At 61.3% G+C, this 13340-nt stretch carries 12 protein-coding genes; 3 read left to right on the plus strand and 9 right to left on the minus strand.

Features of this window, described 5'->3' with window-relative positions:
• Position 1: 1 nt before the first annotated feature.
• Genes ACXHRN_RS21810 through ACXHRN_RS21820 form a run of 3 tightly spaced genes read right to left on the minus strand, consistent with a single transcriptional unit; the run spans position 2 to position 3079 of the window.
• On the minus strand, positions 2 to 883 hold the full coding sequence (locus ACXHRN_RS21810) for a branched-chain amino acid ABC transporter permease (RefSeq protein WP_488641976.1): 882 nt from the start codon (positions 881 to 883) through the stop codon (positions 2 to 4).
• A gap of 7 nt (positions 884 to 890) precedes the next feature.
• Positions 891 to 1658: an ABC transporter ATP-binding protein gene (locus tag ACXHRN_RS21815; RefSeq protein ID WP_488638393.1), complete on the minus strand. Its 768-nt coding sequence runs from the start codon at positions 1656 to 1658 to the stop codon at positions 891 to 893.
• Positions 1658 to 3079 carry an LLM class flavin-dependent oxidoreductase gene (locus ACXHRN_RS21820; RefSeq protein ID WP_488638394.1) on the minus strand — a complete coding sequence of 474 codons (1422 nt, stop codon included), beginning with the start codon at positions 3077 to 3079 and terminating at the stop codon, positions 1658 to 1660. The genes ACXHRN_RS21815 and ACXHRN_RS21820 overlap by 1 nt, the downstream gene beginning before the upstream one ends.
• Before the next feature lie 188 nt (positions 3080 to 3267).
• Between ACXHRN_RS21820 and ACXHRN_RS21825 the strand changes: the two genes are divergently transcribed.
• The gene (locus ACXHRN_RS21825) at positions 3268 to 3831 is read left to right on the plus strand and encodes a cupin domain-containing protein (protein ID WP_488641977.1); all 564 of its coding nucleotides are present in this window, start codon (positions 3268 to 3270) and stop codon (positions 3829 to 3831) included.
• Between the two features lie 7 nt (positions 3832 to 3838).
• On the opposite strand, the gene ACXHRN_RS21830 is transcribed toward ACXHRN_RS21825, so the two are convergent.
• The 6 genes from ACXHRN_RS21830 to ACXHRN_RS21855 form a co-directional block, all read right to left on the minus strand.
• On the minus strand, positions 3839 to 5545 hold the full coding sequence (locus ACXHRN_RS21830) for a dihydroxyacetone kinase family protein (protein WP_488638395.1): 1707 nt from the start codon (positions 5543 to 5545) through the stop codon (positions 3839 to 3841).
• 83 nt (positions 5546 to 5628) lie between these two features.
• Entirely contained in the window at positions 5629 to 7221 is a 1593-nt protein-coding gene (gene ggt / locus ACXHRN_RS21835) for a gamma-glutamyltransferase (protein ID WP_488638396.1), read from the minus strand.
• Between the two features lie 33 nt (positions 7222 to 7254).
• Complete coding sequence (locus ACXHRN_RS21840; RefSeq protein ID WP_488638397.1) at positions 7255 to 7986, minus strand: N-formylglutamate amidohydrolase; 732 nt, start codon at positions 7984 to 7986, stop codon at positions 7255 to 7257.
• An 11-nt stretch (positions 7987 to 7997) separates the two neighbouring features.
• The gene (locus ACXHRN_RS21845; protein ID WP_488638398.1) at positions 7998 to 9320 is read right to left on the minus strand and encodes a type I glutamate--ammonia ligase; all 1323 of its coding nucleotides are present in this window, start codon (positions 9318 to 9320) and stop codon (positions 7998 to 8000) included.
• Positions 9317 to 9964, minus strand: coding sequence for a cysteine hydrolase family protein (locus ACXHRN_RS21850; protein WP_488641978.1), 648 nt, complete (start codon positions 9962 to 9964; stop codon positions 9317 to 9319). The genes ACXHRN_RS21845 and ACXHRN_RS21850 overlap by 4 nt, the downstream gene beginning before the upstream one ends.
• Positions 9965 to 9968: 4 nt before the next feature.
• Positions 9969 to 10910 (minus strand): MurR/RpiR family transcriptional regulator, encoded by a 942-nt coding sequence (locus tag ACXHRN_RS21855; RefSeq protein WP_488638399.1) that lies wholly within the window; start codon positions 10908 to 10910, stop codon positions 9969 to 9971.
• Between the two features lie 357 nt (positions 10911 to 11267).
• Here ACXHRN_RS21855 and ACXHRN_RS21860 point away from each other — a divergent pair, with 357 nt between their 5' ends.
• Both ACXHRN_RS21860 and ACXHRN_RS21865 read left to right on the plus strand, forming a co-directional pair.
• A complete protein-coding gene (locus ACXHRN_RS21860) occupies positions 11268 to 12254 on the plus strand; it encodes an ABC transporter permease (RefSeq protein WP_488638400.1) in 987 nt (328 codons plus the stop codon).
• A 43-nt stretch (positions 12255 to 12297) separates the two neighbouring features.
• On the plus strand, positions 12298 to 13323 hold the full coding sequence (locus ACXHRN_RS21865; RefSeq protein ID WP_488638401.1) for a sugar ABC transporter substrate-binding protein: 1026 nt from the start codon (positions 12298 to 12300) through the stop codon (positions 13321 to 13323).
• Positions 13324 to 13340: the final 17 nt, after the last annotated feature.

The raw sequence follows: 13340 nt of genomic DNA on the forward strand, positions 1-13340 counted from the left end.
ATCAGACCCTTTCGATTTCACGGTCGCCGAACAGGCCGGCAGGACGGATGAGCAGGAAGGCGACGGCGAGAATGTAGGCAAACCAGGTGGAGACGCTGCCATTGACCAGCGGGCCGATATAGATGTCGGCAAGAGCCTCGGTCGCGCCGACCAGCAAGCCGCCGATGATGGCGCCGGGGATGGAGGAGAAGCCGCCGATGATCAGCACCGGCAGCGCCTTCAAGGTCACCAGCGAAAGCGAATACTGCACGCCCTGACGTGAGCCCCAGACCAGGCCGGCGACCAGGGCAACGACGCCCGCCACGCTCCAGACGATGCGCCAGATCACCGGCAGGCGGATACCGATCGACTGGGCGGCAAGCGTGTCGTCGGCGACAGCGCGGAGTGAAATGCCCATCCGCGTCTTGTTGAACACCACGGCCAGCACGGCGACGAGCGTCAGTGCGATCAGCGAGGCAATGATGTCGAACTGGCTGACATAGATGCCGCCGACCTGCATGGCGATGTCGGGTATGCCCAGATCGAGCATATGGACGTCCATGCCCATCAGCAGTTGGGCAAAGCCTTCGATGACGAAGCTGAGACCCAAGGTCGCCATAAACAAAGTCAGCGCATCGCGGTTTCTAAGCGGCCGCAACACCAGCCATTCTATCAGCACCGCCATGACGACCATCACCAGCGATGTGACGATGAAGGCCAGCGCGAAGGGCATGCCTTTTTCGATCAGGGTGACGAAGGTCAGCGCCGAAAACAGCAGCATCGCGCCCTGGGCGAAGTTGAAGACCCCGGATGCCTTGTAGATCAGCACGAAGCCGATCGCGACGAGCGAATACATCACCCCCGCAAACAGGCCGCTGACCAGCGTTTCGAAGAAATAGGACATGAGTTCCTCAGTGAACCGTGCCGAGATAGGCGGCGATGACATCGGGATTGCTGCGCACCTCGTCGGGTGCGCCATCGGCAACCTTGCGGCCGTAATCGAGCACGACGACATGGCTTGCCAGGCTGAGGACGATGCCGACATCGTGCTCGATCAGCACGACCGTGGTGCCGAAGGCGCGATTGACCTCGCGGATCACGCGGCTCATCTCTTCCTTCTCTTCCTGGTTCATCCCGGCCATGGGCTCGTCGAGCAGCAGAAGCTTTGGTTCCGCCACCAGCGCGCGGGCGAGATCGACGCGCTTCTGCAGCCCATAGGGCAACGTCGAGACGATCTTATCCACATGGCGATCAAGACCGAGAAAGGAGATGATCCGTTCGGCACGCGCGAGAAAGGCGCGGCGCTCTTCGCCATCGCGACCCAGCCGGAAGATGTTTTCGACGAAGCTTGCCGTGCCATGGCGGGAGAGGCCGGCCAGCACGTTTTCACGTACCGACAAGCGTCGGAACAGCGCGTTGTGCTGGAACGTCCGGCCGATGCCGAGGAAAGCCGCCTTCTGCGGATGGATCGCCTCGAAGCGCAATCCGTCAAACACGACATCGCCGGAATCGGCGCGATAGACGCCGTTGATGACATTGAGCAGCGAACTCTTGCCGGCACCATTCGGGCCGATCAGGGCGCAGATTTCACCCTTGGCGACGCTGAAGCTCAGCGCGTTCAGCGCGCGCACGCCCTTGAAGGACAGGGAGACATCGTGAAGCTCTAGCAAGCCGCTCATCACGCGCCAACCGTTTTCAGATGTGGTGCCGATGCTCGTTCGGCATCGCGACGTTTGACGGCTTCAATGTCGCGATACTGGTCCGCAGGGTGATTGCTGGGGAGGTACGGTCCTTCGCCGAACAGCTTTTCGCGCAGGGTACCCGGCTTGTAGGCCGTGGGGTAGACGCCACGCTTCTGCAGTTCCGGCACGAGCAGATCGACGGCCGCTTCGAAGCTTTCCGGGGTCACCGCATAGGCAAGGTTGAAACCGTCAACATCTGTCTCCTCGGCCCATTCCTGCAGGATATCGGCGATGGTGCTGGGCGAACCGACGAAAACCGGACCGACACCACCGATGCCGCCCCACTTGGCCAGTTCCTCCACCGTCCAGGCCTTGTCCTTGCCGGCGAAGTGCTCGACCATCGAGACGATGGCATTGGTCTCGACCTTCTTGATGTCGTCGGTCGGCGCATATTGGCCGAAATCGATGCCGCTCCAACCCGACATGAATACAAGCGAGCCGTCATAGGATGTGTAGCTCTGATATTCCTCGAAACGCTTCTGCGCCTTCTCGTCTGTTTCGTCGATGATCAGGGTGGTGAGATTGTAGATCAGCACCTTTTTCGGATCGCGGCCCGCAGCGGCTGCCTTGGCGCGGATCTCCGAAACATAGGCCTTGAGCAACGATTTGGTCGGGGCGCCGACAAAGACGCATTCGGCATGCGCCGCCGCAAATGCCTTGCCGGGACCCGAAGCGCCTGCCTGATAGAGGACCGGCGTGCGCTGCGGCGAAGGCTCGGAGAGATGATAGCCCGGCACCTCGAAGAACTTGCCCTTGTGGCCGATCTCATGGACCTTGGTCGGATCGGTGAAGATGCCGCGGATCGGATCGCGTTGCACCGCGCCCTCCTCCCAACTGCCTTCAAACAGCTTGTAGAGGACTTCGACGTATTCGGCGGCGACTTCGTAGCGGTTGTCATGGCTCTTCAAGCCGCCCTGGCCGATGTTCTTGGCGCCGCTTTCGAGATAGGAAGTAACGATGTTCCAGCCGACGCGCCCCTTGGTGTGATGGTCAGCCGTCGCCAGCCGCCGGGCAAATGTGTAGGGATGTTCGAACGAGGTGGAGGCGGTGATGCCAATGCCGAGATGTTCGGTGGCGAGCGCGATGGGTGCTGCGAGCTGCAAGGGATCATTGACCGGGATCTGCGTCGCCTGCTCGATGGCGTGATAGTTCGAGCCCTTGTAGACATCGTAATAGCCGATGACGTCAGCAATGAAGATACCATCGAAGATGCCGCGTTCCAGGGTGCGAGCAAGATCCTGCCAATAGTCCAGATCCTTGTATTTCCAGGACTTGTCGCGAGGATGCTTCCAGAGGCCTGGGGATTGATGGCCGACGCAGTTCATATCGAAAGCGTTGAAACGGATTTGCCTGGTCATTATGTGCTCCGAATTACCTGTTGGCCGAACGACGCAAAGCTAGTCGTTGCCGGGGTCTCGCAACAGTTAATCGATATTTTATATGTATTATATAGAGAAATAAATTTCCGCGAAAGGGCGAATGTTTAGGATGCGGGCCGCAAGGGGGAAGGGTACCACGCGAAAACGTGTCGGAACGCTTCGACCGAATGCATCGCGACCGGGTTCTGCGCCGCGATGATGCCGGGACATTCAGCTCGGCAGCCCCCCTCACCGATCATCAGGACGGCGACCACCACCACGACAGTGAATACTGGAAGCACAATGGCGTACGTGTCATCAAGGGCAACCAGCTCGACGATAACACGCCGCAAACGCCGGGCATGTATCGCCAGGCGGCGATCAATCATGCCCGCGTCGGGGCCCAAAAGATTTGGGCTGGCACCGTGACCATCCAGCCGAACGCCAAGACCGGCGTGCATCATCACGGCGCACTTGAAAGCGTCATCTACGTCGTACGCGGCAAGGCGCGGATGCGGTGGGGTGACCGGCTGGAATACGTCGCCGAGGCAGATGCGGGCGACTTCATCTTCGTGCCGCCCTATGTGCCGCACCAGGAGATCAATGCTGATCCCGACTCACCGCTGGAATGCGTGCTGGTTCGCTCGGACGACACGGCGGTCGTGGTCAACATCACCGATGTCGATCCGGTGGAGAAGCCGGAATCGGTCTACTGGGTCGATCCTATCCACAAGCATCCCGACAGCAAATAACGCCTGCTCACTTCGCCAGGAATGCTGCGCCGATCTTGGCGACCATCGCAAGCGACGTGGCACCGGGATCGGCATGACCGATGCTCTTTTCCGCCAATGGCCGCGCGCGGCCAAGTTTCGGCGAAAGCACTGATGTCGCCGCAGCGGCGCTGGCGGCAGCGTCCGCCGCAGCACTCCAGGCGGCGGCCAGCGAGTTACCCGACTTGTGGGATGCTTCGAGCGTATCGACGAACGGCACCAGCGCATCGACCAGCGTCTTGTCGCCCAGCCTAGCGCGACCCAGCCTTGCGACACCCTCGAGCGCCAGCTTTGCGCCACTGACCACAGCGGCATCGCCAATCGCATCGTTGTCAGACAGCGCATTGCTCCAGGCGCGCAGCATCAGCCCCCAAAGCGCCCCGGATGTGCCACCGGCACGGTCTGCCCAGGCATCGCCCGCGGCGGCCAGCGTGCTCGCCGCGCCGGCACCCGCTAAAATGGCGGCGTTTGCAGCGTCCAGCGCTGCAGTCGATCCACGCCGCATGCCCATGCCGTGATCTCCATCACCGGCGATCGCGTCGAGTTGTCCAAGTTCAGCCTCCGCGTCCCTGAGCATTCCAGCAATGGCAGCGATCAGGGTGCCGATGCATTTGGCGCTTTGCCGGGAGGCCTCGCTGGCTGTGGGGTAGCTGAGCGGACCTTCATCATCCGCAAGAGCATCGGTCGCGGGTTCCGTGTCGATGGCCCTACCCCGGCGCAAGACGGGCGTGTCGCAGGCCGCAGTCCAATAGGTGTCAAGTTCGTGGTCGAGCCACATCAACGTCAGCGAGCAGCCGGCCATGTCGAGGCTGGTGACATATTCCCCGCATTCTGGCGCGACGATCTCCAGCCCGGCATTTCTGAGGATCGCCGAGACCGACGTCCAGAGCACGAACAGTTCCTCGTATTTGGTGGCGCCCAGCCCATTCAGCAGTGCAGCGACGCGGATCGTTCCCTCGGGGCGTTCGGCAAGCAGCTTGCCGGTCAACAGCTTTGCCAGCTCATGGGCGGTGACGACAGCCTCCTCCTTGATCCCCGGCTCGCCATGGATGCCGAGACCGAGCGCCATCTGGCCCTTGGGCACGGTAAACAATGGATTTGTGGCACCCGGCAGCGTGCAGCCATCAAAGGCAACGCCGAAGGATACGGTGCGCGCATTGGCGTGGCGTGTCACACGCTCGACTTCATCCAGCGAAAGCCCGGCCTCTGCCGCAGCCCCGGCGACCTTGAAGACGACGAGATCGCCAGCGATGCCACGACGAAGTGCCGGCGTTTCGACCGGCGCGCTGGCGACGTCGTCGGTCACCGGCACGATGCGCACGTCAATGCCTTCGGCGCGCAAGCGCTCCGCGGCCACGCCGAAATTCAGGACATCGCCGGCATAATTGCCGAAGCCAAGCAGGATGCCGCCGCCGTGATCGGCATGGCGGCAGACTCGCGCGACGCCCGCGGTGGATGGCGAGGCAAAGATGTCACCGGCGACTGCCGCATCGGCCATGCCTGGACCGACATAGCCGGCAAAGGCGGGATAGTGCCCGGAACCGCCACCGACGACCACCGAGACCTTGCCCCTGGGCGCCTTTGCGGCCCGCACCACGCCGCCCTTCACCAGCCGCACGTGGCTGGCATAGATCTCGGCGAAACCGGCGAGCGCTGTCGTGGCAAAGTCTTCGGCTGCGTCGAATATCCTGGTCAATTGCTAGCATCCTCGTGCGGTCTGGGCGTCTATCAGCTGCATGATATCCATAAGCAAGCGGGCTTGGGAAGCTGGTTACCCGACTAAAGACCGATGGCGCAGCCGTCCTTGCGCGGCTCGGAACCGCCCCTCAGCGTGCCGTTGTGCCAATCGATATGGATGGCCTGTGCTCCACCGATGGGCCCTTCCGACGAGACGATGCGGAAGCCGCGTCGCTCCAGTTCAGCTGCTGTGTTCGGGTCCAATGTGCGTTCGGCCTCCACATCCATGGTTCCCGAGACGGGCATGAGCCGTGGCAGGTCGATCGCCTGCTGCACGTCCAGCCCGTAGTCGAGCACCTTTGACAGGAAATGAGCATGGCCCATCGCCTGATAATGGCCACCCATCACGCCAAACGGCATGACCGCGCGACCGTCCTTGACCAGCATTCCAGGAATGATCGTATGCAGCGGGCGCTTGCCCGGCGCGACGACATTGGGATGGTCGGGCTCGAGCGAGAAGCTCTGGCCGCGATTGTGCAGGATCACGCCGGATTTCGGCGCGACAAGACCGGTGCCGAAGCTATCGAAAATCGAGTTGATGAAGCTGACGCAATTGCGATCCTTGTCGACCACCGAGATATAGACCGTGTCGCGATGCAATGGCGCCTGGAAGGGCGGCAGATCGGTTATCGCTCGCTTGAGGTCGATCATGCCGGCCAGCCGGTCAGCCAACCCGTCCGACAGGAGATAATCGACCGGCACATGAGCTTTGGCCGGATCGGCCAGAAGCGAATCGCGCGCCGCATAGGCAAGCCGCGTCGCTTCGATTTCGATATGCAGTCGATCGGCCGATTGCGGATCGCCCTTGGCCTCGAAGCGCGAGAGAATATTCAGGATCATCAGCGCGATAACGCCCTGGCCGTTAGGCGGGCATTCGTAAACGTCATGGTCGCGAAACGCCGTCTTGATCGGGGTGACATATTCACCGTGCGCAGTGACGAAATCATCCAGCGTGTGCAGTCCGCCAAGGCTTCGCAGATAGGAGACGATGTCCTCGGCGACAGCACCGGTGTAGAAAGCGTCCCGCCCCCGCGCGGCGATGCCTTTCAGCGTCTCGGCCAGTTCCGGCTGGCGATGCACTTCGCCGATCGCTGGCGCACGGCCGTTGGGCAGAAAGATGCGCTTGGCAGTGGGGTCCGAAGACAGCAATTGCTCCTTCAGAGACCAGTCGCGATGCACGCGTGGCGAGATAGCATAGCCATGCTCGGCAAACCGGATCGCGGGAGCCAGAATTTCTGCGAATGGCATGCGGCCATGATCGGCATGCAGGCGTGTCCAAGCGTCGATGGCACCAGGGATGGTCACGGGCGCGGGGGAATGCCGCTCGATCTCGGTCAGGCCGCGCTCGGCAAACCAGCCTTGCGTCAACGCCGCTGGTGTCCGGCCCGAGCCGTTATAGGCGATGATATCGGCCGAGCCGTTGCGAGATAAAAGCGCGAAGCAATCGCCGCCGATGCCGGTCGAGCCCGGCTCGACCACACATTGCACGGCGCAGGCGGCAATTGCCGCGTCCAGGGCGTTGCCTCCCGCAGCCATGATCTGGATCGCCACGAGTGTCGCGGAGGGGTGCGAGGTTGCCGCCATTGCATCGCGGGCGACAACGGCGGATCTGGAAGGTTTCTCGAAATCGCGCATGGTCACTCCTCCCAGCATCTCGGACAGCCATGTTTAGGGGTGGGAGAGCGCAACCGCAAGCCGCTCGATCCATTCCGCAATCCCCTTTTCCGAAGCGATAAGATCGTTGCGGATTTCGACCAGAATGGCGGGATGGCCGCGATCCTCCCCATGCACCGGGATGGCATAGTCGCTGATGCGATCGATCACATAGGGCACATTGGCACCGATGTTGAGCGTCTTGTCTTCGGCCAGGTGTGCGATCACGTGTTCTGCGAAATGCCTGGAGCGATTAAAGAGGATACCGGCATGCCAGGGCCGAGCCTCTCCGAGAAATATTGGTGTGAACGAATGGATAGCGACGATTCTTGTCTTCGATCCCCGCTTATTGCGCCCGTTGAGATAGCGGCTGACACAATCATGAAAGGGCGTGAACATCACGTCGATGCGGCGTTGCCGCTCGGGATCGGAAAGATCTGCGTTGCCGGGAATATCCGTGCTTTCCGAGCGGACCGGGATGCTGGTCGGGCTGTCGATCGGGCGGTTCAGGTCGATCAGCAGGCGTGAATAGGTGCCGAGAAAACAAGGCGCGTCAAGCCGAGCCGACAACCCGCGCGCCACGGCTTCGGCACCGATATCCCAGGCAATGTGGCGTGTCAGTTCGTGAGAAGGCAGGCCCAGCCCATTGAACTCTGACGGCATGTGGTTGGACGCATGCTCGCAAATCAGCACGATGTCGGACGTGCCATGTTCGTTCAGCACCTCGACCGCCGGCGGCCACTCCATGTCAGGCGCCCTCAATAGACTTGCCTGTAACGCTCGCAGATCGCGGCCTCGTCAAGGCCGTCGAGTGCCTTCATCTCTTCGGCCTTCACGCCACAGAACGACTCGATGAAGACGGGTGAAAACCAGCCGGTGACGGTCTCGTCGGATCTGAGTGCATCGAGCGCTGCGGGCAGCGTTTCGGGTAACCGTACGAGGCCGTTGGATTTCAGCTCCTCCTCGCTCATGACGGAAGGGTCACCCGACACGATGGGGGGCGCCGGCAGGCTTTGCCGCAATCCCTCAAGCCCGGCGCGGATGATCGCCGCCAGGGCCAGATAAGGATTGGCGGTGGCGTCGGCTGCCCGGTATTCGATATTGAAGGCGCGCGCCGGATCGCGGCCGCCGATCGTCACCGTCGGGCAGATGCGAAGCGTCGCCTCGCGGTCCTTGTCTCCGAGCCAGGTATAAGACGAACTCCAGTTGTGCGGCTTGAGGCGATAATAGGATGAGACGCTCGAAGCGGTCAGCACCGTGATCGCTGGCAGGTGACTGAGCACGCCTGCACAAAACGCGCCCGCAGCCGCAGACAGCCCGGCAGTGCCATTCCTGTCGTAGGTCACCGGTTCGCCCTGCGCATCGAGCAGGCTGAAATGGATATGCACGCCATTGCCGACCGAGTTTGGCGCAGTCTTCGGGGCAAAGCTCGCCTTCCAACCGCGATTGCGGGCGATCTCGCGGGTGATCTCGCGGATGGCGACAGCGCGGTCGGCGGCGGCGAGCGCATCGCAAGGCGCATGCGTCACCTCGAATTGGTCGAGGCCGAATTCCGAGATGATCACCTCAGGCGAAACGCCGGCCTCGCTCAACGCCCCCATGAGCTGGGCGGCGAATGGATCGGCGCGCCGCAAGCCTTCGAAGGACAGGACATGAGCGGGCGGCAAATCGGCGCCAAAAATCTGGAACTCCTGCTCGACGGCGGCAAGCAGAGTAAGCCCGGTTGCCGCCTTGAGGTCAGCCAGCGCGTTGCGCAGCATCGTTCGCGTACAACAGGACCACGGCGTGCCGTCAAGCTCGACCAGATTGCCGGGCACCAGGTCGAACGCAGTTGCCGAGCCTGTATTCTCAGTGCGGAACCGCGCATCGAGATCCGGCAGCAGGCGCAAATCGCCCGACGAGCCCCAGGGATTGGGATCAGCGATCGAATTGAAGGGTGTCAGCGACACATTGGCCTGCAGCCAGCCGATGCCGGTCTCGCGCATCTTTTCGATCCGGCTGGTAGCCACAAAGCGTCCACGCGTAACCGCCGAAATATCGGTGGTGACAATGCCGGTGAGCGGTTCATAGAGTTCACTCATGCGGCTTTGCTCACCGCGCTCATGCGACCAGCCACGGTGTCAGTGTCGGCGACCCAGCAATAGCCACCGAAGGCTTTCAAAGCGCCGTCGTGGCGCTCCTGCGAGGCAGCGCAGCAGGCATCCGAGACACAGGTGACGTAGTAGCCTCGATCGGCAGCATCGCGCACCGCCATGTCAACGCACTGGTCGGTCATGATGCCGGTGATGATGAGATAGCGGATGCCGAGATTCTTGAGGACGTAGTCGATATTGGTCGAGTTGAAGACGCCCGACGAAGTCTTGGGGATCAGGATCTCATCGCCGACGGGGCCGAGATTCTTGGGTGGCAGGCCTTCCGGACGCGAGGGCGCGATATGGATCGGCGTCAGCTTGTGGTCGAGCGAACAATCGCGGCCATCCTCGGTCAGACTTTGGATGATGGTATGGATCACCTCGATGCCATTGGCGCGGGCCGCTGCCAGCAGCCGCTCGTTGTTGGGAATGGTGACCGAAGCGGTCTGCCTGTAGAAATAGTGATCCGGGCCGCGCTCTGGATGGGAGGGATCGAGACCCGGCTCCAGCCAGATCCGCTGCATGTCGACCAGCAGCAGGGCGGTTTCGCCTGGAGCATAGGGCGCATCGCGCCTGAGGAGGGTCTGCGTCATCATCTCATCCTTGCTTGCTGGCTGGCTTACTTGTTTTGGGACCGGGAAAATCGCGGATCGTCGTCCCGGATTTGTCGTCGATGGTCTCGTGGTCCAGGGTCACCGCATTGGCGCGGCGAATGTCCTCCAGCCGTTCGATGCGGTTGCGTATGGTCTCGTTCATGCCGGCGAGGATATGGGCCACGAAGGCCTCCATCTGCGCCAGCGCCGGTGCCAGGGTGTCATAGGGTGATGCGGCCTCGATGGGGCTGGTGATCGTCACTTCCGCAAATTCGGCAATCGGCGACAGCCATGGATCGGTAAATAGCGCGATGCGCACCCCACGCGCCGCGGCCTGGCGGGCAAACTCCACGACATCGTTCTGGTAGCGCCGGTAATCGAAAACGACGAGCACGTCGCGCCGGTCCATATCAACCAACAGATCGAAGGCCTGCGGCGACAAAACGCCGAGATCGCGGACGTCGGCCCTGAGCTGGATGAGATAGCCGCCAAGCATGCCTGCAAGATGCCGGCTGAAGCGCCCGCCGAGCAGCGTCAGCCGCGCCTTCGGGTCGGTTACCAGCTTCGCCGCCCGATCGTAGGTCGCCGCCGGTGTCGTGAGAACGGCTTTTTCCAGCCCTGCAATGACTGAGCGCAGATAGGCGCTCGTTGGCTCTTGCTGATCGGCCTGACCGCCGTGCAGCTTGCTTTCCATCATCAGCAAGGGCGAGTGTAGCCGGGCCTCGACTTCGGCCAATAGCCTGGACTGAAAATCCGGATAACCCTGAAAACCGAGCTTGACGGCCAGCCTGACAACGGTTGGATCGCTGACCCCCGCCCGCTTGGCCAACGCGGTCGCCGTGCCGAACCCGGCCGTTGGATAATCGGCAAGCAGCACGTGCACGATCTTTTCCTCAGACGGCGTCAGGGAAAGGCCGCTACGCAGCAACAGGTCCCTCAGGCTCACACCTCACCTCCTCAAAAACAGGGATCGCATTCATGAAGAAAAACTTACAGATAAATCTTTTCTCGTCAATCGTGAAGAATTGTTGACAGAAAGATGAATCTGGATTTAACTTTTGCGCAATGCAGCAGAGACTGCCGGGAACAGCATCGCATCGCTTTGAGGACGTTGGATTTTTGACGCTTCTGTGGCTGCCTGTTTTTTTCGGATTTTGCTGCTCGGGAATAAACGACTTGGGTTTCGATCGGCCGGGGAACAAAGATCTAGAGACGCTATAGAAATTGACAAGATCGAGCGTCGACAGCCTTCTCTCCGGGTGTGCAGAATGGACCTACTATCAGCAAGGGACGTCTGGGCCATATGAGCGGTAGGAATTGGGGCAATATCCGGACTCTGAGTCAGGAGAAGATCGTCTTCGCCATAGCAGTGCTGATCTTCATCGCTGCCTCGATCGCATTGCCGGGCTTCTTTACCTCCGAAAACATCGTCTCGATCGTGCGCTCGGTGTCCGTGCTCGGCATTCTCGCGCTCGGCATGGCGATCGTCATTATCGGCCGAGGCATTGATCTCTCTGCGGTGGCGATCATGGCGATGTCGGTCGCCTGGTACCTGCAGCTGCTCAATGACGGCACGCCTGATATCTACGCGCTGGCGATCGTGCTGGCCGGCGTGCTGTTCATTGGCGTGCTCAACGGCTTTCTCGTCGCCTATGCCGATGTGCCGGCGATTTTCGTGACGCTCGCCAGCGGCTCGTTCGTGTTCGGCTATGTGCGCTCTCAGCTGATTGCCCAGGATGCGGTGCCGGTGCCGCCCGGCCATTGGGTCGAACTGTTCGGCGGCGTGCGCTATTTCAACATTCCGGTCGAAGTGTTCATCTTCCTGGCGCTGGCATTCCTGATCTTCCTGTTCCTGCGCTTCACCAAATGGGGCCGCTACGTCTATTACGCCGGCGACAATCCGGTGGCGGCGCGCAATGTCGGCATGCCGGTGCGGCCAATGCTGGTGCTACGTTATGTGATCTCGGCTCTGATCGCTTTCGTGGCCGGCCTGCTGACAGCCGCCAGCCTGCATTCTATCAACACTCGCGTGGTCAATTCGACGCTGCTCTACGACATCGTGCTGGTGGCGGTCATCGGCGGCATCGGCCTGTCGGGCGGCAAGGGCAGTGTCCGCAACGTGCTGTTCGGCGCAGCTTTGATCGGCATCATGCTCAACGCCATGACCATCATCGATATTCCGCTGATTTACCAGAACCTCATCAAGTCGACGATTCTACTCGCCGCGATCATCATCGACGGCGTGCTCAATCCGCGCGACGAGCAGACCGCGCAACAGGGAGACATCTGACTGCTCTGAAACAATCACGCCCAACCAAAACAGGGAAAACGCCATGAAATATGTGAAGGTATTCGCTGCTGCCGCAGCCACGCTCTCTATCTCCATGTTTGCGACCGCGCCGATGGCGCAGGAAGACCCGGGCCCCGCGGCCTATTCGGCGGCGCTGAAAGGCAAGCGTGTGATGCTGGTGCCGATGGCCATGGGCTTTGACCTGGCGCAGGGTTGGGCCCATTACATCAAGAAGGAAGTCGAGACCTTCGGCGGCACGTTCGAGACCCGCGATCCGAACTGGAGCGTTGAAGCCGGCGCCCAGGCAATCACCGAAGCCATTTCGTCCGATACGCGCCCGAACGTGCTGATCGTTCATTCGCCTGACCTCAACTCTTATGCACGGCTGCTGAAAAAGGCGCAGGCCGCCGGCACCTACGTGGTGCTGATCGACAATCCCGCCAACTTCCCCGCCGATGCGTTTGTCGGCTCGGATTGGGACCGCCTCGGCCAGCTTGAAGCCGAAGCGGTGATCAAGGGCTGCGGTCCGAACTCGTCGAAGAAGATCGGCCTCGTTCAGGGCGACCAGGTCAATGCCTCGAGCCTTTATCAATATGCAGGCATCATGAAGGTTCTGGCCAAGAACCCGGACTTCACAGTTGCCGCCAAGCCCGATTCCAACTGGGATGCCACGACCTCGCGCAACGTGACCACCACTATGTTGCAGCAGCATCCGGACCTGTGCGGCATCATCGATTTCTGGGATGGTGACGCGACCGGCGCAGCTGCCGCAATCCGCGACGCCAAGCTGCAGGACAAAGTGTTCCTGGTAACCACCGGCGGCGGCGAAAAGGCAGCCGATTGCGACCGCCTCGCCGATGGCACCTATGGCGCCGTCGTCATGACCGAATTGCACAGGCAATCCGGCGATATCAACGCCATCGTCAAGTTCCTGCTGCAGAGCGGCCAGCCGGCCGGCGCCTCCAAGACCTTCATCTACACGCTCGAAAAGGCGACCACAAAGGCAGACCTGAAGCCCGACAGCTGCTGGGACCTGAAGGCACTGCAGGCTGAGGCGGCTGCGAAGTAGCTAAAGCTTGTATGCGG

This window comes from Shinella sp. OV683, from assembly GCF_057787725.1.